At 41.2% G+C, this 23,895-nt stretch carries 23 protein-coding genes; 20 read left to right on the top strand and 3 right to left on the bottom strand.

What is annotated here, in order from left to right; genetic code table 11:
* The first annotated feature begins 409 nt into the window (after window positions 1-409).
* From E5329_RS03205 to E5329_RS30380, 3 genes are all read left to right on the top strand, one after another.
* Window positions 410-820 carry a hypothetical protein gene (locus E5329_RS03205; protein WP_135988156.1) on the top strand — a complete coding sequence of 137 codons (411 nt, stop codon included), beginning with the start codon at window positions 410-412 and terminating at the stop codon, window positions 818-820.
* 18 nt (window positions 821-838) lie between these two features.
* Entirely contained in the window at window positions 839-1,558 is a 720-nt protein-coding gene (locus tag E5329_RS03200; protein WP_275442962.1) for a nucleotidyl transferase AbiEii/AbiGii toxin family protein, read from the top strand.
* 637 nt (window positions 1,559-2,195) lie between these two features.
* On the top strand, window positions 2,196-2,507 hold the full coding sequence (locus E5329_RS30380; protein WP_275442956.1) for a hypothetical protein: 312 nt from the start codon (window positions 2,196-2,198) through the stop codon (window positions 2,505-2,507).
* A 5-nt stretch (window positions 2,508-2,512) separates the two neighbouring features.
* On the opposite strand, the gene E5329_RS03190 is transcribed toward E5329_RS30380, so the two are convergent.
* On the bottom strand, window positions 2,513-2,830 hold the full coding sequence (locus E5329_RS03190) for a hypothetical protein (protein ID WP_330571920.1): 318 nt from the start codon (window positions 2,828-2,830) through the stop codon (window positions 2,513-2,515).
* A 706-nt stretch (window positions 2,831-3,536) separates the two neighbouring features.
* Here E5329_RS03190 and E5329_RS03185 point away from each other — a divergent pair.
* The gene (locus E5329_RS03185) at window positions 3,537-4,478 is read left to right on the top strand and encodes a LysR family transcriptional regulator (protein ID WP_135988150.1); all 942 of its coding nucleotides are present in this window, start codon (window positions 3,537-3,539) and stop codon (window positions 4,476-4,478) included.
* A 172-nt stretch (window positions 4,479-4,650) separates the two neighbouring features.
* Here the strand turns inward: E5329_RS03185 and E5329_RS03180 are convergent, their stop codons facing one another.
* Window positions 4,651-5,559 (bottom strand): hypothetical protein, encoded by a 909-nt coding sequence (locus tag E5329_RS03180; RefSeq protein ID WP_275442955.1) that lies wholly within the window; start codon window positions 5,557-5,559, stop codon window positions 4,651-4,653.
* A 754-nt stretch (window positions 5,560-6,313) separates the two neighbouring features.
* Between E5329_RS03180 and E5329_RS03175 the strand changes: the two genes are divergently transcribed.
* Complete coding sequence (locus E5329_RS03175; protein ID WP_135988148.1) at window positions 6,314-6,517, top strand: hypothetical protein; 204 nt, start codon at window positions 6,314-6,316, stop codon at window positions 6,515-6,517.
* Window positions 6,518-7,095: 578 nt separating this feature from the next.
* Here E5329_RS03175 and E5329_RS03160 read toward each other — a convergent pair.
* Window positions 7,096-7,824, bottom strand: a complete 729-nt coding sequence (locus E5329_RS03160; RefSeq protein ID WP_135988146.1) for a DNA alkylation repair protein — start codon at window positions 7,822-7,824, stop codon at window positions 7,096-7,098.
* 352 nt (window positions 7,825-8,176) lie between these two features.
* On the opposite strand from E5329_RS03160, the gene E5329_RS29605 reads away from it, so the two are divergent.
* The 15 genes from E5329_RS29605 (at window position 8,177) to E5329_RS03085 (ending at window position 23,887) form a co-directional block, all read left to right on the top strand.
* Entirely contained in the window at window positions 8,177-8,335 is a 159-nt protein-coding gene (locus tag E5329_RS29605) for a hypothetical protein (protein WP_168356497.1), read from the top strand.
* Window positions 8,308-8,580, top strand: coding sequence for a hypothetical protein (locus tag E5329_RS03155; protein WP_135988144.1), 273 nt, complete (start codon window positions 8,308-8,310; stop codon window positions 8,578-8,580). The genes E5329_RS29605 and E5329_RS03155 overlap by 28 nt, the downstream gene beginning before the upstream one ends.
* A 331-nt stretch (window positions 8,581-8,911) precedes the next feature.
* Window positions 8,912-9,145, top strand: a complete 234-nt coding sequence (locus tag E5329_RS03150) for a hypothetical protein (protein WP_135988142.1) — start codon at window positions 8,912-8,914, stop codon at window positions 9,143-9,145.
* Window positions 9,146-9,233: 88 nt separating this feature from the next.
* Complete coding sequence (locus E5329_RS03145) at window positions 9,234-9,962, top strand: LytR/AlgR family response regulator transcription factor (protein ID WP_135988140.1); 729 nt, start codon at window positions 9,234-9,236, stop codon at window positions 9,960-9,962.
* Window positions 9,952-11,220 (top strand): sensor histidine kinase, encoded by a 1,269-nt coding sequence (locus tag E5329_RS03140; RefSeq protein WP_135988138.1) that lies wholly within the window; start codon window positions 9,952-9,954, stop codon window positions 11,218-11,220. Before E5329_RS03145 ends, E5329_RS03140 begins: the two co-directional genes overlap by 11 nt.
* Window positions 11,221-11,490: 270 nt before the next feature.
* Window positions 11,491-12,078, top strand: coding sequence for an accessory gene regulator ArgB-like protein (locus tag E5329_RS03135; protein WP_135988136.1), 588 nt, complete (start codon window positions 11,491-11,493; stop codon window positions 12,076-12,078).
* 85 nt (window positions 12,079-12,163) lie between these two features.
* Entirely contained in the window at window positions 12,164-13,375 is a 1,212-nt protein-coding gene (locus E5329_RS03130) for an ABC transporter permease family protein (protein WP_135988135.1), read from the top strand.
* A gap of 13 nt (window positions 13,376-13,388) precedes the next feature.
* Entirely contained in the window at window positions 13,389-14,099 is a 711-nt protein-coding gene (locus E5329_RS03125) for an ABC transporter ATP-binding protein (protein WP_135988133.1), read from the top strand.
* Window positions 14,100-14,147: 48 nt separating this feature from the next.
* Entirely contained in the window at window positions 14,148-15,575 is a 1,428-nt protein-coding gene (locus E5329_RS03120) for a radical SAM protein (RefSeq protein WP_135988131.1), read from the top strand.
* Complete coding sequence (locus E5329_RS03115; RefSeq protein ID WP_135988130.1) at window positions 15,572-16,672, top strand: hypothetical protein; 1,101 nt, start codon at window positions 15,572-15,574, stop codon at window positions 16,670-16,672. The genes E5329_RS03120 and E5329_RS03115 overlap by 4 nt, the downstream gene beginning before the upstream one ends.
* Before the next feature lie 2 nt (window positions 16,673-16,674).
* Window positions 16,675-16,941, top strand: a complete 267-nt coding sequence (locus tag E5329_RS03110; protein WP_135988128.1) for an acyl carrier protein — start codon at window positions 16,675-16,677, stop codon at window positions 16,939-16,941.
* 45 nt (window positions 16,942-16,986) lie between these two features.
* Window positions 16,987-17,181, top strand: a complete 195-nt coding sequence (locus E5329_RS03105; RefSeq protein ID WP_135988127.1) for a hypothetical protein — start codon at window positions 16,987-16,989, stop codon at window positions 17,179-17,181.
* Window positions 17,182-18,342: 1,161 nt separating this feature from the next.
* Window positions 18,343-20,019 carry an FtsX-like permease family protein gene (locus E5329_RS03095; protein ID WP_135988125.1) on the top strand — a complete coding sequence of 559 codons (1,677 nt, stop codon included), beginning with the start codon at window positions 18,343-18,345 and terminating at the stop codon, window positions 20,017-20,019.
* A 147-nt stretch (window positions 20,020-20,166) separates the two neighbouring features.
* Entirely contained in the window at window positions 20,167-22,002 is a 1,836-nt protein-coding gene (locus E5329_RS03090; protein WP_135988123.1) for an ABC transporter permease family protein, read from the top strand.
* A 25-nt stretch (window positions 22,003-22,027) separates the two neighbouring features.
* Window positions 22,028-23,887: an FtsX-like permease family protein gene (locus E5329_RS03085; protein WP_135988121.1), complete on the top strand. Its 1,860-nt coding sequence runs from the start codon at window positions 22,028-22,030 to the stop codon at window positions 23,885-23,887.
* The last annotated feature ends 8 nt before the right edge of the window (window positions 23,888-23,895 follow it).

The raw sequence follows: 23,895 nt of genomic DNA, 5'->3' as shown, positions 1-23,895 counted from the left end.
CTGTCTGCGGGATAGTCTGTCGAGGTGAGACGCCAGATAAAAGGTTTGAAACTAAGAATGGAAAGGAAGTATCATGTGAGGCGATGATACTTTCTTTTCCTGTTTTTTGGAATGAAATGATATATACCTTATTATTTATTATGTTTTTTGTTTCTTGTGAAAAAATTTTTTTGATGTATATAAAATATGTAGGAATTTTCAGTAATTGAAGGTATAATAGTTATGGTATTAAAATATCTTACATTTATTGAACATTAGTAGTTCAATAAGATATACTTTATGACACGCCGAATGGCATGCGTGCCCTAGAGGGTATTAATTTAGATATTACAATAATATTTTTTAATATTGCCTTTATATGGAAAAGTATTTATAGTATACAATATAATTTAGGAAGGAGGCTGCATAAATGGCAGTTATTACATATAATGACCAATTAAGAAATTTATTAGCAGATGTGGAATGTGTACTTGCTTTTGACACGGCGGCAGATTTTTTGGGTCTGACAAATGGCGGATATAGATCAGCAGCACAGATATTCGTCAATAAAAAGCAAAATATAGATGGGACGGAACAGATTTTAGTGCCATCTCTTGAGACTCTTGTGTGTGAAGAACGAAACGGGCTATTATGTACTACTGTAAATCAGACTATCATTGACCTTTTAGAGCAAAATGGGGATGAGCAGATTATCATGGAGAGTTTGGCAAATTATTATGACGCACACAATGAGAGTTTTGATGGGCTTGAAGTGCCAGAACATTTGCGGTCGAGGTTTGAGAAATATAAGGCATGGGCGGTTGAATATTATGAAGAGTAGGTGATGTGTTTGGATTTAATGGAATTTTTATACAGGGTGATGGAAGAATTGTCAAATGCAGGTGTGCCGATTGTGTTTAAAGGCGCGATGGTTCTTAATCTTGCAATCAGGGACAATAATCCATCAAAAGTTGAAAGAGCAACTAGAGATATAGATGGAGATTGGATTGGTGAATTTCCGACTATGGAGGAAATGGAAATAGCATTAAGAAACGCAGTAAAAGAAGTGGATTCTTCCTTAGATGTCCAAGCCAATAGAACATTCGCTGAAAGAAAGTCTGCAGGTTTTAGAATTATCAATGAATTTGGAGAAAAGATTGCAAGTATTGATTTGAGCGTCAGGCAGAACCGATTTTGCAGGCCTTACATTTCCTATGTGAATGGAATATCTATTACAGGAGCAAGTTTATCCAAAATGCTGTCTGATAAATTATATGCAATTTCAGGAGAAAGCGTATGTAGAAGAATAAAGGATGTATTGGATATTTATGTGATGTCTTATATTACAAAAATTGATATGGATAAATTGCATCAAATATGGACTGAAACAGGTAGGGAATTGGGGGATTTTGAAGCATATAAAACTCAGACCGCCAAGTTGGGTGAAGCTTATAATAAAATGAAGGGTATAAAAAATAAACCCGACTTTCTTGATGTATACAGTCGGGTAAGTGATGTAATATGTAAATTGGAACATCAAAAGAGAATAGAAACTCCGACTAAGGAAAAATCAAGATAAATTTTAGGATATGGGTAGGAAATATAAAGATGCCAGACAGATATAATTCTGGTATCTTTTACATTATAAGATAAATATAAAAACAACTTAGCAATAACTTCCCATCAATTTTGGAGTGACTTAGCAACTATTTATCATCAGCCCAACGGAGTTATGCGGGTTTGCAGGCTTTTGACTTGAAAAAAAGTGAAAAAGTTCGTGACAATTACTTGACATCAACGGGCTGGGGCGTGCTCTGCTTGAGGGATAGTCTGCCGGTTTAAATTTAGAAAAGCAGGAAAATGTTTCGCAATTAGAAATGAGGAAATATTGAGTGTAATAAATAAACATGTTATACTGACATTAGAAGTATTTTGAAATCCAAAAGAGAGGATTCATAGCGTTTAACTGACAAAAAATACGGAGGATTGTATATGGGAAATATATATGATGGAGCATTCCGAACCATCTTAAATGATTGCCGGCAGATGATCATCCCAGTAATCAATGAGATATTTTGGGGAGGGTTATACAGGGAATGAAAAAATAGAGTTTCATTCCAATGAGCATTTTATTGACCAACAGGATGCAGCGGGCCAGGAAAGAATAACAGACACTAATTTCATCATATATGGAAAGAGAAAGAAGAAATACCATCTTGAATGTAAGAGCAGCCTGCCGGATGGGCGGAAATGTAGAGTATGATGTCCCAATTATGAAGGTACAGGAATATTCTTTGGAAGATATTTTTTCAAAAAACTTATTGCTGTTAATTCCGTTTTATATTTTTTCACATGAGAAGGAGTTTAAGGTGTATAATAGTATCGAGCAGAGGCTGGAAGAACTGCAAGCAGAGTATCAGGATATTTTAAAGAGACTTGATAAACAGCAGCAGGAAGGGATGATTGGGGCGTTTGACAAACATACAATTATAGAACTTTCCGGTGATGTGATAAAAGAAATCCCATAGAGATTTCAGAACAGAGGACAAAACGCTCGATTGCTTCCGCGGTCAATAATTTTATTCTTGTTGAGCTTCGGAATTTTTGAATTCCAAAAATGATAGGAGAATCCATGGATTTGTTGTTTCATTTCACGGAACATTCGTTCAATTTTAAAGCGATGCGCATACGTCTCAATGACAAGTGTTGGCGCGAGCTCCAGATCGGCGGTGGACAGGATTGTGGTCACATTGCCATATTTGACAAGAGCAAACTGCAGTTCCCGGCATAATATGACGACCCAGAGCGGATTGAGTGAGAGACATTCCGCTTTCTGTTCTTTGCCGCACATAAATACAGTGGATGCTATGAAGTCATGCCTGCGGGATTCAAAGAGGTCCATTGCCTTGATGGATTTCCCTTTCTTACAGGGACGGCCACGGCGCGGGTCGGGCTTCTTCTCAGGCTTTGCATAGGCGGCGCAATTCGCCTTGGCCCTGGCAATGGCATGGAGGCGGCAAACGGCGGATTCATTAAGTCACTTCAGTTCCATGAGTAGTGGAACGGTTGAGAAAACACCGATCCAATGAAAGCGCCCGAACAAAAGATGTAACGCCTAAAGAGTCATATCGGACTAACAGAGCAGAAACAATAACAAGGAACCATTCGTAGGCTCTGGTTCTTAAAAAGCAAGAACGGAATGCAGGTAGTGGATTTTCAATAAATTTTAACATGATGTGCGCCTCCTTGATTAGGTCAAACGCAAGATAATTCCTAATCATGAACTGCTGGAGAAGTATCAGGATAAGCAATTATTCTGGAATTGAAAATGGGTCGTTCTTGTGAAGAAGCCTTAGCGCAGATAAAGAAGAAAAATTATATGCAGAGGGTGGAAAACGATCGGGGGAGTCCTGCTGATTGGAATTAATTATGACGAAAAGAAACTCCATACATGCAAGATAGAGAAATGGGAAAAAGAACAAAGAGGGCGCTAAGTTTATTATTTTAAATAAGGGGGATTTTGGAAAAATGCAAGCAGGGAACCGGAGGAAAAGAACATGGAATTACGTCAAATTCAATATTTCCTACAGTTGTATTGGGATTGTAACATGACCAAATCCAGCAAGGCCCTATTTATTTCTCAGCAGGGGTTGAGTAAATCCATCAGCAAGTTAGAAGAAGAACTGGGATTTCTTTTGTTCCAGCGTTCTTCTATCGGTGTCGTTCCTACAGAATCTGCGGATAAGCTGTATGATTCTTTTAAGAAAGTTCAGGATTCTTTTCATGAGTTAGAACGGGAGATTGCGCATGTCCGTCAGGAAAGAGTGCTGAAAATTATTGCTCCGACTGGATTTGCCCTGGCAACGGATATTGATGAATTTGCCGAGTATGGAAGGCTTTATCCAGAATTTGAAACAAGGTATACAGAGGAATCCAAAGAAGAGATGATTCAAGACCTGATGAAGGGAAAAGGAGATGTTGCTTTTATGCTGGCTCCCATCCCGAATGAATTTCAGTCTCACCAGATTGTGGGAAGAGAACCGCTATATGTAGTAATGAACAGCAATCATTCACTTGCGGGAAAAGAGCGGATTACCATAAGGGATTTGGAAGGAGAATCCCTGCTGCTCCTGAATATATATGAATCGTACCATACATGGATTTTCAGGCAGGCGGATGCGATGGGGATTTCTTATTCCGTCTATAGTCAGGCAGATATGAATGAATATCTGTCAATTATGAGCGCAGGAAAGGGATTGATTGGATTCAGCAGTAAACGGATTTACCAATATTATAATTTTCCAGAAATTGTGTTTCTGCCTTTTTTCTTAGAGGATGGCTCGCAGATGTATATTGAAACGCATCTTGTTACATTGAGAGGTATTTTTCTGGATCAGGCAACGTTGCATTACATTAATTACGAAAAGGAAAAGCATGGAGCGATTTTTCCAGAGACGGATTCTCGCACGGCAAGTAACTCTTTTGGAGGACTCGTTTGAACGTGTAGATGATTTGCTTGGCGCATCGTTTAGGATTTTTGCCGGAAAAGGCATAGGCCGCCTTTTCCATAGCAGTAGAAAAAGCGGCCTTTTGGAGTAAGGAAAAATATTTCCGTTATACCCCGGGAACATTTGAGTTACCATACATAGAGAGGAATGTGCCATGCATTATTTATACTGGGAAACATGCATTGACAACAAATGTCATAATAAAAATAGCAAATGCTGGCGGGTCGATATGGGAATCTGTTCCGCTGTTGAAGAAATGTCCTTCGAAATCAGCAAGTAATGCTGAAATAACACCGAAGATAACGCTTATCAGCAATGCCAGATAAAGGTTTCCGGTAGTTGCATAGGACTGTACGGCAGCCTCTGCTGCAATGATTACGATATGGTGGCATCCAAAGAATGGCTGTCCCATCTCAGCAAAGAAAAGTCCAACTGCTGCAAGGCCGAAAATCAGGACATGATAGGATCCGCCAAAAGCTTCCACCGGAGCGCCTGCATGGATGGCTCCGGTGTAGACGCCGCCAACCACTAAACTATAGCCGACACCGATAACCAAAGTGGTTGCCAAAGCTTTTCCTTTGCTGAACACTTCGCTTCCGGTTCTCAGCTTTCCGCCAAAAATGAGACGAACCAGGACGGCGGAAAAGAATACAGTGATTCCCGGTGCATCCGTAATCAGACGGTTTGAAATGGTTCCTGCAAAAAGGTTTGCTATTACAAGTTCTTTAAACAGGAAGCCAATCATGCCGAAAATGCCGCCTACCAGAAGAACACTGGGCTCATTGAAGCCGCTTAAAGCTGTGGCAATGTCAGCGCCATTTTCAGTTACGCCTTTTTTCTTTGCAAAAGCAGAAGCGGCAACGCCTGCAGCAAATGAGACGTGCGGTCCAAAGAATGGGCCGAATGCAAGGTAATTTACCAAAATATTGGATGCGTCACCTGCCCCGCACATGCCTGCGACAGCTCCAACCACAGAGAATACGCCAGTCATAATAAATGCTGGCAGTGCCCCAATGGAAGCTGCAAATATATCGCCGCCAAAAGCAGCAATGAGAGATAGAATTTCAATCATAACATTTACACCTCCTCTTTTGTATGTATGATTCCTTCTATGTTGTATCCAGTCTGTATGTTTTAATCTGGATACGAATTTATTGTAACATTTGCTCAGATATTGGAAAAACAGATGGAATTTTGGAGAGTTACAACTGATAGTTGTGGTGGATAAAGGTTTTATAAGAAGATATGCTCTGGAGCATAACGGAAGAAAGAAGGGATAGCATGAAGAAAGCCACTGAGTCTGCGGGCCCTTTTAGCGGATGGCGCTTGCAGAGCAAGTGGGGGTTACAGAGCGTATTCCTGGCAGCAAAACCCAAAGATGGAAAAGGGGGTATTTCAATGCAATTCTATTGAAATACCCCTTAGTTATAATAAATCTTTTCTATAATCGGCGCAGTCTTCCATTTAGCCTTTGAAGATGCAAAATGAACCGTAATCTTATTGGCTCTGATTGTAGAACAAATTTCTGCTTTGTCGGCAGATATCACAGCTTGTATTAAAAGTAAAGTAACCGAACGGATGAACTCTCAGGCGGCATTTATACAGGCGTTGTTTGAAATGTAATATTTTGTATAAGTCAAATAAGTATCAAGGTACCTTGACAAAATCAAATAAATGAAATATAATAACAAGGTACCTAACGAATAAAAAGTAAGGAGATGTTAATATGTTTGCTGAAAAAATGAATGAACAGACAGTTTATTGTGAGCAATGTTCAAACCATTGTCCGATTAATGAGTTGAAGTGCAATAGAGGCAGAAACTATTTTGGGCAAGAAGAAGACAACAGGGATAACAGAAGTATGCAAAAGAGACAGCGTTACTATGAGAAAAGGGAAGGGGATGGACGGAGAAACCATGAGAAGCATGGAGAGGGTAAGGAACACTTTGGACATGAAAGATATGAAGCGAGCGGTATCCATGGAAGGCATAGATTTAGGAAGAGACCGTGAAACGATAATGACTTCTTAATCACGAGATTTTTTCATGGTTAGTGAAGGACACATTTAGAGCATATTTTATGTAAGGAGGCAGACGCTATGACGAAAACCAAGATTACCCCGTTGTAGGAGAGGCTTTCCCGTGACGATGATATGACAAATAGACGTAAAGCCAAGTTATTTTTTCGGCATCCATACATGAAGCGGTCGAGTTTTTCAAAGCTGGTGTATTTTCGGATAAGATGAGCGAAGCGGTCAATATCGGCCTTGGTATCCTGAACCACCTGATAAAACTTCCTCAATCCGCAGGGAATTGATTACGATATGCACATGGATATTGCCGCTGTGGTTATGCCCGTCCGGGCGGGTGCATACCAACGCTTGGCATTCGGGGAAATTTTCATATTTCCTGTTCATCAAAGCGAAATTTGATAAAGGAATTCGCTCTGATAATAATCGCAAAGGGCATTGACGAAAATGGGAATGAATTTGAAAAGACCATACATATAAAGAAGAAGTGGTTTTATAAGTAGCTTCTGAATTTTCATTTTATATTGTTCTGTTGTCAATACAGAATAATTACCGTACTTGAAACAGAAAACTCCTCTCTTATTTTTGATTTCTTCTTCCGTGTTTAATAATCCAATCCTGCGCCTTGCTGTTTCCCATTTTCTCCCATTGTGAAATAATATAATCTGCTTTTTCAGGAGCATCTTTATACAAGTCATTAAGATTATTTCCTACACTTTTTTGAACAAATTTTTCTTGGTCATCCTTTAAGTTTGTAAGAATAGTTGTATATCTTTCAAATTCATCTAATGCAACAAATAATTTTTGTGACCAGGGGAGCCGTATTCTAACTCCTTCACTTGCAAGTCGTCTAACATGAACATTTTTATCAGTGGTCCATTCTATTAACTCGTCCATCACCTCTTTTGGATGTTCTTGCAGTAACGGGCGGATAGCATATTCTCCGGTAAATCGTTTTGTTAATTCTTTCAAAAATGAAAGTGATAAAATCCAATCTTTATTTCCATATCGTTCAACATACCTGCCAATAGGCCATAGCCACCATCCAAAATTAAACATTCCTTCAGACTGTTCTAACTCAGGCCCAAGCATATTGAAAAATGCTTGAATATTTTTTGAGTAATCATCTGCCATGCTTTCTTGCATAGCATCCACAATATAGTCGAACCTTGCAAATAACTCTTTGTCGTCAAGTCTGCCAATTAAAGAATGACAAAAGGCTTTGTCGTCAAAGTCTGGTATCACTAAAAGTATCTTTTGAGAAAGACTAAAAATATAGTCATCATTATAATGCTCTTTATGTTTCATGCTCGTTTTCTCCTTATAAATTATTACCGATATCATAACATACAAACAGTCTGTATGGCAATGAGCTTTCAGTATTTATGTCGGATGATAGAGGGAGCGCACAAACGGCAAGCAATTCGGGTGAAATGGCCGGAGCAATAAATTGTTTACTTTATTAAGAGAATGAAATATAATGTGGATATTAGACAGAGAGAAGTAAATTTAGCATGATACAGACTGGGAAATTTTATGATATGCTTGGGGCAGAAGCTTCAAAGTCATCAGGCATAAAGTCAGGGCAGGAATTGGTGAAATATGTTCTGTTTGCCGGTTGAAAGAGAAAACCAAGGGAAAAGTATAAGGGGGAATAAGAATGAGTGAACAAAAGGGAAACCAAAATAAGATAGGAGCAAGATGTCTGTCGGATTCAGAGGCCGAATTAATTATGCCAAACTACAAGCGGATCTATCATCAGATAGAACTGTTTCGCGAGGAAAAAACTCCATGGACGACGCTGAAGGACAAAAAGTAAATGGCGGGAATAAAGATCAAAAAACCAACAATATAGGAATCATAGGAGTCAGGGGAGCCGGTAAGACATCTATTTTAAAGACCATACGGGTTCAGATGGAAAAGAGTAAGCGGGCGTCGAATGATATTATACTTCCCATCATCGTTCCAGAGAACATGTCGGAATCTGGCACACTGATGGCAACAGTTTTGGGAATGCTGAATGAAGTGATAAAGGAAAGGGACGAGGAAGAGAAAAAAGGCTGAAAAAAGGTAATATAGACTGCATTAAGAAAACCGTTCTTCGGATAAAATATGATGAAGTGATTAAACAGTATACCTATATGCTGTTTCAGACAGTAGCGCATGATGAGATTAGAAAAAAATATGAAAAGAATGATCATGGCTGTCTGTATGCAATTAGCTTTTTAATGAACTTTTATTTTTCTGGCAGTATATACAGCCTGGATGACAGAAAACGATGTATTGTAGAAATGGCAGCAGTTTCGATATATAAGCACACGAATTATTATCATAAAAATAGCAGAATGCTTTTTAGCCGGGATCCACTTTCTTATTTTTGCGGATATGTGACGACTTGCAGGAATGGCAGCGCTTTTTAGTGTGTATCGAAGAAAAGCATAATTATCTTCGTTGTGCTGAATGTGGGAAAATTATTAAGCCAGCCAGGGAGGATAGCAGTATTTATCAATGTAGTTGCGGGAAACAGTTTCAAGAACGGAATACAGTAAAATACGCTGGTGCAGCAAGAAATTTTACAGAACAATATTTAGGAGAAATTTTTGCCTTATGGGAGTTTCTGGAAGTATAGTAAACTTCCCATCACGTTCAGCCTGCCGTTCGGCGGGCTGAGTGTGATGGAAGCATCAAAATTTTTTTGAGAAAACGAGGAAGAAAAAATGTTAAATATTGCTATATGCGATGATGAAAAAGAAACGTGCGAAGAATTAAAGGAAATATTGTTAAACCATGCGTCCAGGAATCTGATGTCTTATCATGTAGAGTCCTTTTATACAGGGACAGATTTATCAGAGTATCTGATGAATAATAACAGAGCAGACATTCTTTTTCTTGACATTGCGCTACCTGGAGTAGATGGGATTAATGTGGGAAAATTGATCAGGAATACGATAGGTGATGAGCAGACGGTTATTGTTTATATTTCGTCAAGCAAATCGTATGCGTTAGAGCTGTTTCAAAATCGCCCGTTTGATTTTGTGATAAAACCATTGGAAGAAGAAAAGATAGTATCTGTCATGGATAAAATCTTCCGGTTCCTGGGAAAAAATGCCGCCTTTCTGGAATTTCGAAACAAGGGGAAATTGTATAAAATACCCTATAAAGACATCCTTTATCTGCAGAGTGAAAAAAGGAAAATCAAGGTAGTGACGGTAAAGGGGGTAAAAGAATACTATGGAAAGCTAAACGAAGCAGAGACAATGCTGCCTGCTGACACTTTTTTGAAAATACATAAATCGTATCTTATCAATTCATGTTTTGTAGAAACATATACGTACGAACAAATTACAATGGCTGACGGCAGCGTGCTGAATGTCAGCCAGCTGCAAAGGCCATGCGTGAGAAAGAAGATTTTGGAGAGTGAAAGGAGCAGAAAAAATGGGGATTAAGGGGATTCTGCTAAGCATAGCGGCCAACGCTGTTCGGACCGTTGCCATTAAAAAACTGGTCGACACATTTACTGATAAAAGAACCTGCCTCTGGAAATTTCATTGGGTATTATATGTGTTTTTTTGGGGATTTACCAGTACAATTTATCATCTCTTTTATTATCCGCCTCTTAACCTTTTATGCAATATCCTGGGGCTTATCCTAATACTTTTGCCGTATAACATAAAAATGTCAAGAAAAATGCTTACAGTATTTTTGATTTATGGAATCAATGCGTTGGATGACAGCATTGTGGTATTTGCTTTTTCTAAGTATCAGTTTGGAAACCCTGTGAATCCCCTGCAGGAATACGTTACAAGCCTGGTAATGTTTCTGGTTGCGATGATTATGGAGAGGACGGCAAGGATGGAAAAAGATTCTGCCCTTCCTTTCAGATATCAGGCTTCGCTGGGAATTGTTCCTGTTATAAGCGTAGGCATTATTTTTTACGTGGCAAAGCTGGGGACTCAATTCAGAGGCATTATTCTTTTTACAGCGACAGGGCTGTTGATTATTAATATCTTAAATATATACTTCTATCAGTCATTGATTCAGTTTTATTCCGGATACATGGAGCAAAAGATGCAGGAACAAATGGTACATATATATGCCCGAGAATTAGAGATAATACAGGAGTCCCAAAAACATGAAAAAACTTTATGGCATGATATGAAACACCATATCATTGAATTGAAAATGATGTTAAAAGACAAAAAGATTCGGGATGCCCAGGAATATCTAAAAGAGATGGAGCAATTTATGGCAAGCTCCAATGAGACGGTTTCCACGGGAAACCAGGAAGTGGACGGCATTTTGGATTATATGATGAAAAAAGCAAACGAAGTATTAAAGGAAGTGAAAGTACAGATAAATATTCCGGAAGGGATGTTCCATGGCAATTTTAAATTATGTACAATTTTGGGTAATTTGTTGGATAATGCAATACGGGAAGCGCAAAAAACAGAACGCAAATATTTATGCGTTGAAATATTTGTAAAAGCAGGGGTTCTTTTTCTGTTTATAGAAAATAGCTATTCCGGCAATGTCATCAAACGAAAAGAGAAATTTAAGACAACGCAGAAAGAGGTGACGCATCATGGAATAGGGTTGGAAAATGTCAGGAAAATGATAGATATATGCGGGGGTGAGATTAATATAAATTATACAGAAGATATCTTTAAAGTGGAGGCTCTGCTGTATATAAATTCCATCAAATAAGTAATTAGGATCAATACATGATTTTTTACATAAACATATATGATTTATTACATTTGGAAAAAAGTAGAAAATATATATGGTATAATTTTGGAAAATATTCAGGAGGTATGTGAGATGAAAGAGAAGAAATGGAAAAAAGCAGCGGTTCGTTTGGTTCGGAAGGTTGCAGCCAGAGAGGCGAATGTAGGATGTTCACTTTGAAGTTATCAGCGCAGGCAGCCGGATTCTGTAAAAAGGTTAAGAAAATTTTGAAGTGTTGGGGGATAACTTTTGGAAGAAGCGATAGACAATATTTCTGAAAAAATAGCAGGCGCTATTTGCAATGACAGCCAGGAGCTGGAGGTAATTGTATATGGAGTGCATCAGACCATAATTATGATGATGAATTTTTTGCTTACAATGATAAGCGGAATTATCTGGCATGAATTCCTTTTTATGGCCATAATGTTTTTATATTTTAGCATCTTGCGTCCTTATGCGGGTGGTTATCATGCAAAAACAGAAGGGAAATGTTTGGCGCTATCTATTGCATTGATAAATTTGGTTCTCTTTGGCAAACAGTATTTTAGATTGTGTTTCCCTGCTTATCTTGTTATTTGCTTGGCGTCTATTGGCGTCATATTTTTGTGTGCGCCAATTGGAAATCCTAATAAAACATTGGATATGATGGAGAGAAGGGTATATAGAAGAAAGTCACGGATTATAGTGGCGATAAGTTCTGTCATTTTTATAGCGGCTGTTATATTTAAATGGCAAATATTATATGAGGGGATTGTTTGGGGCATGTTTGTAACAGCGGCATTGCTGATAGCAGGGAAAATAAAATATAGGGTGCCAGGTGTCATACAAAAGCGATGAAAATTATCAGAGTTTTAGGAATTGGAGATTTTACGGTTTAAAAATAGTGTCAGGAGACTCTGATGCTAAGATTAGCGAGGTAACCATGTACAGAATAAAATACGCAGTGAGGAATAAAGGAAGAAGCTTATTATTGATTTTAATCTCCTTTATCTTTATCAGCTTTATCTTTATTTATCTTGACAGTATTGATGGGAACTACCGTGCTCTGGAAAATTTAGGAGAGCAGATTCCCGTTGCCATGTGCCTGACTGATGTCAGCGGGATACGGCAGCAGGGGCTTAGGATTCGGGAAAAGACAGCGGATAATTTAGAGCAGTTAGATGTGAAGGATAAAGTGCTGACCGCGGAAAGCTATGGCAACGTTAGCCGCGGCGGCCAGGACAAAGAGAAGATAAGCGTGTACCTTACCGCATCCAATGACGCGTCTGCATTCCTGCTAGAGCCGGAAAGCCTTTCCGTTAGCATGGAGGAATTTGAAACAATGCTGTCAGAGGACGCCGGAGTCTGCCTCCTAAGCAAAGAATACGCAGAAGAACGGGGGCTGAACTGCCAGCCGGGAGACACGCTGGAACTGAATCTGTACAGCGGAAAATATGATGAAATCGGCCAGGTGGACGGATTTGAAAAGGTCACTTCCACTCAGATAGAAATAGGCGGGTTCTTCCAGGGACGCGTATATGACAGCATAATGGCGGAAGAGCCCAATGTCATCTGTTCGGCAGAGTGGCTTAGAGGCCAGTACGCAGCGGCAGGGAAGCCTTTTTATTATTCTTCAGCAAGAGGGGTGATTGGAAATCCCATGGAATTGAATGCATGGAAGGAAAAAGCAAGGGAGCTTTCCTTCTTCCCCATGGACACCCAAAAGCCGGAGGACATTGCACAGATAGCCCTGTCGGTGGACGATAGAAACTATATCCAGACAGCTTCTAAAATCAAGAAGAATATAGAGATTCTTCAGATATTCGTGATACCGGTTTTTGTTCTGCTTATCCTTTTGGAGGCGCTGATTTTCTTTCTGTCCATCCATAACCAGAAAAGGGATATCTTCCTGATGCGCTGTCTGGGGATGAAAAGATTTGAGATTATTCTGCAGCTGCTGCTGGAAGGAAGCGCTCTGGCCGTTATCGGAAGCGGTGCGGCAATGGTTGTATTGCTCTGTGCCGGCTATGGATTTCCGGCACAGACTTGGCTGAGAGTGTTTCTTGCATTTATGGCGGTGCAGTTCTTGGGCTCAGCGTTTTCCGCCGTCCTTGTATGCCGGAAAAGCGTGCTGTATATCGGGAAAACGTATTAGGAGAAGAATGAATATGAATAAGTTAAGAATAGAAAATGTAAGCTACCGTTACAGCAATCACTATCAGACCACGTACGCTCTTCGGGAAGTGAACGCCCAATTCCAGTCAGGACAGTTCTGCGTCATTGAGGGAAAATCCGGGAGCGGAAAAACCACGATGCTTTCCCTGCTTGCGGGCCTTGACCTGCCCACGGAAGGGAATATTTACCTGGATGGGAAAAGCTACCGGGAACTGGATCGGGATAAACTCAGAAGAAAGCAGTTATCCATTATTTTTCAGAATTACAACTTGTTTCCCATGCTGACCGTACAGGAAAACATTGCATATCCCCTTGGACTCACAGGCAGAAAGAAAGGAAACTGGAAAGAACGGATCAATGAAATCTTAGAAAGCGTGGGATTAAGTGAGAGCATGCAAAAAAAGTTTCCCGGAATGCTGAGCGGCGGGGAGCAGCAGCGGGTAGCAATCGCCCGGACCATAGCGTCGGAAGCGCCGATGATCCTGGCGGATGAGCCAACCGGGAATCTGGACACGTCGAACAGCGGGCGGATTGTGGAGAAGCTGAAAAAGCTGTCCCATGAGGATGGGAGGTGCGTCATTTTAGTCACCCATGATCCGGACATTGCCCGGCAGGCGGACGTGCTGTACCGGATGAGTGACGGGCGGATTGTGGAGAAGCAGAATGCCATGGATAGCGGAAAGACGACAGATAAAATTGTGTAAGCGACAATTAAAAATGCAAAACGACGCAGGGATGAAGGGAGAATAAGGATGAAACCGTTAATTTATCCGTTGAAAACACCGTTAGGATATTATTTTTATGAAACGCAGAGGAATGAGATTATAGCGGTCAATGAAGGAATTTATGAACGGATTGTAAATTGGGAGTCGGAAGGAGAAACAGGGGACGTGCAAGCCGGCAGTGAGGCGGCCCTTGCAGTGGAAGAACTGAAGGATCTGGGATACCTGAGGGAGCCGTATATTGAGAAGCTTGAGCATCCGGCGACAAAATATTTAGACATTATTCTGGAACGAAGAGTCAGCAAGATATTGCTGCAGCTGACCCAGAGGTGTAATTTGCGCTGCCGCTATTGCGTGTATTCCGAAGAGAAGAATTTCGGTACAAGAAGCCATTCCAATAAGGATATGAGTTATGAGACGGCGAAAAAAGCCGTGGATTTTTATATGGAACATTCCGTAGACTGCGAGGAAAAAGCCATTGGGTTTTACGGTGGGGAGCCGCTTTTGCAGTTTGGATTAATCAAAAAAATTATTGCATACTGCAATGATGTCTTCCGTGGGCATAAAATCATTTATTCCATCACAACCAACGGGACGCTGCTGACGGATGAAATCATGGATTTTCTGGTAAAAAATCAGGTTTATATTACAGTGAGCTTAGACGGCCCGAAGGAGATCCATGATAAGAACCGGAGGTTTGTCAATGATGCAGGAACTTATGACGCGGTAATCAGGAATTTAGAGAAATTGAAGCATAAATGTGAAGATAAGCTGCAGTGCGCAGTCAATATGGTGGTTGATCCGGACAATGACTATCAGGAAGTATCCAATTTTTTCCATGAACCGGTTTTGAAAGGGCTTAACGTGCGGTGGAATATGGTGGAAGAAGAGAATGAAATAAAAAGGACAAGCGAGCAGTTTGAGTCGGCCTATGAATATCAGACGTTTTTGGGATATGTCAGATATTTCCGGGAAGAGAATTTTGATGCGCCGGACGGATTAGTGAAAGGAGCCTTTGAAGGACGGGCGATTTCGGATTCACATTTCCAGGCTTTTGAACTGCCGGGGGTTACGGCTCCGGGAGGCCCCTGCGTGCCTGGGAAAATGAGACTGCTGGCAGATTGCGACGGAAACCTGTTTCCTTGTGAAAGGGTCAGTGAAACATCCTCTTGTATGAAAATTGGAAGCCTTGACGCAGGCTTTGACCTTGAAAAAGTAAGCAGGATTTTAAATGTTTCACAGATTACAGAGGAATGCAGAAACTGCTGGGCCTTTGCGCTGTGCTCCGTATGTGGGAAACATGCCGCGGATGGGGATGCGTTATGCGCAGAGCTGAAAAGGAAACAGTGCTCAGGAGCCAGAGGGAATGCCTGGAGACAGATTGCGGACCGGATTCTGCTGTATGAGAATATGGCTCATGAGAAGAAGATGCGCAAGAAAAAGGAGGGGAAATTTTGAACAAAGAGAAAGTTTGCATTGTGCCTTTTACGAAAAAGGAAATTCCGCTCCTGGCCTGCATGCCAGATAATTATGAAATTTCATCCGTTGTTTCGGCAGGGACGGAATTAGAGGGAAAAGAGATTTCTTTTTTGACAAACCGCAGGGAACTTGGGTTTACTGCCAGCACAGACTGGAGGAATGGAATCCGAGAATGCGGTATAATAATCATCACTGACATAGGGATGGAGAAAGAAAGGCACTTGGGTGATTTGCTTTATGAGATCATCGGCCAGGCGTTAGGCGAGAGGAAAAAAGTCATATGCTTCGCGGAATTAGAGGAAGCCAGGAGAAGGGAGTTTGAAATTTTAGCCAAACAGAACGGTGCCATATTTACATACGCCTGTGATCCTTATGGGAAGCGGGAGAAAACACGGTTTGAAAAGATAAGATTTCAAGCGCCGGTTATATATCTGGGAGAAATGACCCAGGAATGCGATGGATATGAGATTGCTTTAAAGTTAATGAAAAGGTTCGAACAAGATAACCTGAGGGGCGCCTTAATCAGTGAAGATAAGTATAATGCATTGTATGAACATCAATATTTCATGCAATTTCATGATGGAAATGGATTGGAACACAGCGTTGAGGAAGTAAAGGCGCTTGTAAATGGGATAGAAGAGGTGGAAAAGCCGGACGTCATCATCTTGAAGCTGCCTTGGCCCATGACGGCGTTTGACCATAACATCCCCTATGATTACGGAGTTCATGCATTTATTATTTCACAGGCTGTACATGCAGATTACTGTGTATACTGCGGCCTCAGCGAAATGCTTTCCGAAGATTTCATATCCAACATCAATGAACATTTTAGGCATAAATTTGGATATCCCATAGACGCGTTCCATATCAGTAACCAGATTCTGGATGTTGTTTATGAACCCCAGGAGAAGGCAGAGACTATCTATATCCCTATGGGCAGAGTGGAAGGGGAAGCCAGGGCGCTGCGGGAGCAGACAGGGGAGCCGGTTTACCAGCTGCTGAATGAAAATGATTTTGAATTGTTCTATCAGGGATTAAAAAAGGAACTGTTTGATTTTTCATATGGGAGGATATAGCGATGACAGAAAGCTGTACCAGGGAAAGCATTACAAAAGACATTTGCTATCTATTAAGCTCGGAGTTTCATATCAGGAATGAAATTACGGACGATAAACAGAAATTGCCGCTGACATCATTTTTCTTTAGACTGAATGCGGTTCAATTATATCAGCTTTTAATGGCGGTGGAAGAAAAATACAATATTTATTTCAACGCTTCTGAAATAGAAGAGAACGGGTTTGGAACGGTGGAAGAGGTTGTCAGACTGATTCAGTTAAAGTTATGAAAGCATATTATGTTAAACATAGGCTTTGGAAGGAAAGGAGAACGTATGAAGAAATTAAAGAAGATGGATACAAAAGTGGGACAAACAGTTTATTCTTTTAAATGTCCATGTGGAATTTGTCAGGCAATTTGTGATTGTTATGAGGCTCCGAATTTAGATTCTGTACAATATAGAATATCAAATAAACACGATATGAATGCATCTACAGGAGGATCGGCTACAGGGGGAGCTGGATGGTAAAATTAAAGAATAGCAGTTATTTAAATTGTATATATAACAAAAAATTTTTAATGTAGTGATAAAAATACTTAAGCATAGAAAAGAAAAAATATTTTGTAACAGGATAATTATAGTTTAGGAAATTTTTAATTCCAAGAAGTTTATGTTTGATGTGTATGACTTACTCAGGCTTCATAAAAAATAGTAGATGATAATTATGAAGTCTGAGTATTAAGTTTAGAGTATAATCTATAAATGAGCAAATTTGAATTTTTACCAAAGATGTCTCAAATGGATAAAAAAAGACACCATGTCTTTTTGAGTGTATACTGTTCTTGACCAAAACAATAACCTGCAAAGGATGATGTCTTATAGAAAGCAGTATATACCATTCAAAGCTATTTTACAACTGCTTTAAAAAGTTAAATTTATGCCGAGTCAGCCCCCAGACGGCTATGAAACATATCATGGACATACTGATATCTGCCTTTTCGCTTGGATATCATGGAAAGACTATTGATTTTGAAAATGCAGCACCTGCCACTGTACCACGGCTGCTCATTTTCTTAATAAAGGAAAATGGGATGATGTCAGACTGGAAGACATACTGAAAGGTACTGTCATCCAGTTCATCTATAAGGAAGCCCAAGGGCTATGGGCATCAGGCCGTGGCAGCCATGCTCTCCTGCAATGACCGGTGGAGGTATTTTTCCGTCAGGCCAAGGACAAACTGGCATTTGGCAGGTATCAGGTCCGTTTATCAGAGGGAATCCGGAGGTACTGGCTGCTGATGGCACTGCACATCTGATGCATGTACTGGATGTGGGGAGACTATGTCCTTTGAGGAAGGCTATGCTTATATTTATAGCCATATTCAGAAAGAACGGCTCCTTTTTATCTGTCAGTGCGGAGCGAGGAACATCCTTTTTGAGGAAATTTTGGCTTTGGTGGCATAAATTCATTGTGCAATTTTCTAAATTTGCTTGTTTATAGATATAATGTTAATAGCTTAAGTATTATGTGATTATGATGAAGAGAATGATTTTATGAAAAATAGTATAAAACAATTGTTTCGGAAAAAGTGGATGAGCATTTTATTTTTCTGCATTATTATGCTTGGAACTGTTTTCTTCACATTAGGATGCAGCCTGTGGATGGGGGGTCCAGGACTCCATAAACCAGATGAAGGATAGCTTTACCACCATAGGGACTGTGACGCAGAAGCCGGACAGCATGGTGACGGAACGAAAATGGAATGCAGAGCTGCAAAAATATAAAATAACGGAAAGAGCAAGTTATACGCAGATTCTGGATGAAGAGTTATTAAACAGCTTGGACGTTACATATATAAACAAAGTGGAACGCAGGCCGTTTTACGGCGCAGTTTCTCCTGATTTTATTACTGGCACATTAGCAAGGGAAGGAGTTGGGCATTTTTCACTATTAGTGGAATTTTCTCCGTTGGAAGACAGTGTTCCAAACGTTCCGGTAAAGGTGAAACTGAACAATGTTTACTGGGGAGATGGGGAACCATCAATGGTTGGAAAGACGGTATGGTTTTGTGACCATTACAGGGAAGAGACGGAGCCTTTAGAGGAGGGCAAAACATATATTTCATTTCTGGAAGTGAACGTATCCGATACCCGCACAGGGGAAGAATATCCATGGGAATATGTTCCAGTGGCAGTCTTTCGAGACAGAGATCCATTGCTTTGCTGGGAGGAAGTGGGCGCAGGCTTCTGGAATACGGAAGAAGGAGAAGCCTGGCAGAATCTTATTGATGAATTGAACAAACTGACATTTGAGACAGTGCCGGTTACGCCGACGGAAAACATTGAGCTTTTAAGCCCTTTTCATGATGGACAGGCTTACATTGCAAAAGGGGAAGCAATCAGCAGTGATGAGTATGAAGAAGGTTCAAAGGTATGCCTGGTTTCCCAGACATTTGCTAAATTAAATAATTTCAAAGTTGGGGATAAAATCAGATTACAGTTGTTTTTTACAGATTATGAATATTCAAAAGTAGCAGTGGCATCAGAAGGTGGAGGAATGTCTCGGCTGGATATTTTAACTCCCGAAGGGCAAAAATATGACGTATTTTTCGAAGCGGATTATGACATTAAGGGAATTTACTTGCATCGTTCCACAGGCCGGGACTTGTATGAACTTGTAACGGATGAAATCATCATCCCAAGCGCATCCGTTCCGGAAGAAGATGTAAGGAATGTCATTGCAGAAGGCCCCATGCGGGGATACAATGCGTCCTTCCAGATAGAGAACGGCGGAATCAATGATTTTTATGAGGAATTCTCCAAACTGCCGGAGTCTTCCCTTCTGGAAGTGACTTTTGATGACAAAGGATATGAGCGGTTCGCTTCCCAGATGAATAACCTGCAGACCATAGCCGTCATCATATTCCTGGTAGGTTTCGTGTCTGTGATTGCAAGCGGCGCATTCTTACTGTACTCTGCCATTATCAGGCAGAGAAGGCGCACCGCCATTGAACGGGCGTTGGGAATGTCCCGGAGGGAATGCAGGACGTCGCTGCTGGCAGGGATTATGATTCTCACAGTTATTGCCGCCTGCATGGGAGGAGCCGTTGGGGGAATCGCCAATGAAAGGATGCTGAACGCTGCGTCCCTGGAAGAGGATTATTTCAATACCATGTATTCCAAAGGGATTGTAGGGAATGAAAATGGGGAATTGTCTGTGGCCGCAAACCAGGACATTGTAAGGAACAGCATTGTTTTTGCGGTAAGTACGGAAGTGCTGGGCATGTTTGCAATGTCCCTGCTTTTGATCGGGAGGAACTTAAAGGTGAATCCGATTCAATTGTTGGGCGCGAGGGAGGAAGAATAAAAGGAATTTGTGGTTCGGGTTTTTGTTGTGTAGGTGCCTGGGCAACCGACAAGATATATGCTATTTTATCATTGAAAAGTTAATGGAAAGAAAAATCTTTTTGTACAGACGGTAGATAAACTGTAAAAGAATAGAGAAGGCGTAATTATGATAAGGAAAAATGATTATTTGAAAAACAGCATAAAACAATTGTTTCGGAAAAAGTGGATGAGCATTTTATTTTTCTGCATTATTATGCTTGGAACTGTTTTCTTCACATTAGGATGCAGTTTGTGGATGGGGGTCCAGGATTCCATAAACCAGATGAAGGATAGCTTTACCACCATAGGGACTGTGACGCAGAAGCCGGACAGCATGGTGACGGAGCAAGAATGGGATGCGGAACTGCAAAAATATAAAATAACGGAAAGAGCAAGTTATACGCAGATTCTGGATGAAGAGTTATTAAACAGCTTGGACGTTACATATATAAACAAAGTGGAACGCAGGCCGTTTTACGGTGCGGTTTCCCCTGATTTTATCACAGGCGCATTAACAAGGGATGGCGCCGGCTCCACTTCATCATTAGTGGAATTTTCACCTCTTGAAAACAGTCTCCCAAGCTCTCCGGTGAAGGTAGAGATAAAAAATGTTTATTGGGGAGATGGGGAGCCTTCCATGGTTGGAAAGGAGATTTGGTTTTGTGACCATTACAGGGAAGAGACGGAGCCATTAGAAGCAGGTAAGACATATATTGCGTTTCTGGGAATGAATATTTATGGCGATACCCGTATAGAGGAAGAATATCCCTTGGAATATGTTCCAGCGGCAGTTTTTCCAGACTGGAAACCATCGCTGCGCTGGCAGGAAGTAAGCGCAGGTTTTTGGAATACGGAAGAAGGAGCGGTATGGCAGAATCTTATTGATGAATTAAACAAATTGACATTTGAAACAGTGCCGGTCACACCGACAGAAAATATTGAACTTTTAAGCCCTTTTCATGACGGACAGGCCTCTATCGTGGAAGGAGAAGCCATCAGCGGCGATGAGTATGAAGACGGCTCAAAGGTATGTCTGATTTCCCAGACGTTTGCCAAATTAAATAATCTCAAAGTAGGGGATAAAGTTAAATTACAAATGTTTTTTACAGATTATGAAAATTCTAACGTATTGGTGGCATCAGAAGGTGGAGGAATGTCTCGGCTGGATATTTTAACTCCCGAAGGGCAAAAATATGATGTGTTTTTTGAATCGGATTATATCATTAAAGGGATATATTTATATAATTCAGCAGGATGGAATCTGTATGAACTAGTGACAGATGAAATTATCATTCCAAGCGCATCCGTTCCAGAAGAGAAGGTCAGGAATGTCATTGCAGAAGGCCCCATGCAGGGCTATAACGCATCGTTTCAGATAGAAAATGGAGGAATCAACGACTTTTACAAGGAGTTCTCCAAGCTTCCGGAATCTTCCCTTCTGGAAATAACTTTTGATGACAAAGGATATGAGCGTTTTGCTTCCCAGATGAACAACATGCAGACCATAGCCATCATTATATTCCTGGTGGGTTTCGTGTCAGTGGTGGCCAGCAGCGCATTTTTACTGTATTCGGCCATTATCAAACAGAGAAAGCGCACCGCCATTGAACGGGCATTGGGAATGTCCCGGAGGGAATGCAAGGCATCCCTGCTGACGGGAATTATGCTTTTGACCATCATTGCCGCCTGTGTTGGAGGAACCATTGGGGGAATCGCCAATGAAAAGATGCTGAATACGGCGTCTCTGGAGGAAGATTATTTCAGTTCCATGTATTCCAAGGGGATTGCAGGGAATAAAGACGAAGAAATGTCTATAGCTGTTAACCAGAATATTGTAAGGAACAGCATTGTATTTGCAGTTAGCGCAGAAGTGCTGGGCGTGTTTGCAATGTCTCTGTTTTTGATCGGGAGGAACTTAAAGGTGAATCCAATTCAATTGTTGGGCGTGAGGGAGGAAGAATAGGCATTGTGAGAGAAGCGTGATAAAGATGATTAAAAATGATTGTATGAAAAACAGCATGAAACAATTATTCCGGAAAAAGTGGATGAGCATTTTATTTTTCTGCATTATTATGCTTGGCACTGTTTTCTTCACATTAGGATGCAGCCTGTGGATGGGGGTTCAGGATAACATCCACCGGATGAAAGACAGTTTCACTACCGTTGGGACTGTGACCCAAAAACCGGACAGCATGACAATGGATAAGAGATGGGATGCCGCATTGCAGAAGTACAAGATGACAGAAAGCTCAAACTATACTCAGATATTGGATGAGGACATCTTGAATCATCTTGATGTTGCATATATACATGAATTAGAGAAACGGCCCTTTTATGGCGCTGTTTCCCCTGACTTTATCACGCCATACGGAGCCAGCGTTGCGGGAGGAGCAAGTGATGTAAGCGGCAGTGCTTTGGTGATGGAATTTTCCCCATTGGAAGACTGTGTTCCAGACGGTCCGGTGGAAGTGGAAGTGAAAAAAGTTTATTGGGGAGATGGGAATCCGTCTCTGGTGGGAAAAACAATTACTTTTTGCGATCATTATAAGGAAAATCCAGAGCCTTTAGGGGCTGGAAAAAGGTATATCGCCTTTTCAATGTGGAATGTTATGGATAAGCATTCAAAGGAAGCAGGCGTCGTTGAATATGTCCCAATAACAATATCATTGGGTAAGGAGCGGACGCTTGACTGGGGAGAAATGGATGCTGATTTCCGGAGCACGGACATAGGCGCAATGTGGGGAAATTTCATTGATGAAATAGAGAAACTGTCGTGTAGGGCGGTGCCTGTTACGCCAACAGCCGGCACGGAGCTTTTAAGTCCCTTTCATGAGGGCCGGGCCGCTGTTGCAGAAGGGGAGGATATCAGCCCGGAAGAATATAGCGATGGTTCCAAGGCGTGCCTGGTTTCCCAGACGTTCGCCAAATTAAATAATCTCCAAATAGGGCAGAAAATCAGGCTGCAAATGTATTTTACAGACGCGAAATGTTCAACGATGGAGAATGTTATATCTACAGGCGGGATGATAGCCGGAATGTTCCGGACAGACATTTTAACTCCGGAAGGTGGGAAGTGCGATGTGTTTTATGAAGCGGATTATGCCATTAAGGGTATTTATTCCGTCCAATCCACAGGAGGCGAGAGTCTGCATGAGTTTGCGTCGGATGAAATCATCATCCCAAGCGCATCCGTTCCAGAAGAGGATGTAAGGAATGTCATTGCAGAAGGCCCCATGCGGGGATACAATGCGTCTTTCCAGATAGAGAACGGCGGAATCAATGATTTTTATAAGGAATTCTCCAAACTTCCGGAGTCTTCCCTTCTGGAAGTGACTTTCGATGACAAAGGATATGAGCGTTTCGCTTCCCAGATGAATAACCTGCAGACCATAGCCGTCATCATATTCCTGGTGGGTTTTGTGTCGGTGATTGCAAGCGGCGCATTCTTACTGTACTCTGCCATTATCAGGCAGAGAAGGCGCACCGCCATTGAACGGGCGTTGGGAATGTCCCGGAGGGAATGCAGGACGTCGCTGCTGACAGGGATTATGATTCTCACAATGATTGCCGCCTGCATGGGAGGAGCCGTTGGGGGAATCGCCAATGAAAGGATGCTGAAGGCTGCGTCCCTGGAGGAGGATTATTTCAGCGCCATGTATTCCAAAGGGATTGTAGGGAATGAAGATGAGGAATTGTCTGTGGCCGCAAACCAGGACATTGTAAGGAACAGCATTGTTTTTGCGGTAAGTACGGAAGTGCTGGGCATGTTTGCAATGTCCCTGCTTTTGATCGGGAGGAACTTAAAGGTGAATCCGATTCAATTGCTGGGTATGCGAGAAGAAGAATAGCAAACAGT

Source organism: Petralouisia muris, from assembly GCF_004793545.1.
GTDB classification, from domain to species: domain Bacteria; phylum Bacillota; class Clostridia; order Lachnospirales; family Lachnospiraceae; genus Petralouisia; species Petralouisia muris.
The sequence above is the reverse complement of the archived record's forward strand: the minus strand, read 5'-3'. Positions and strand labels throughout refer to the sequence as shown.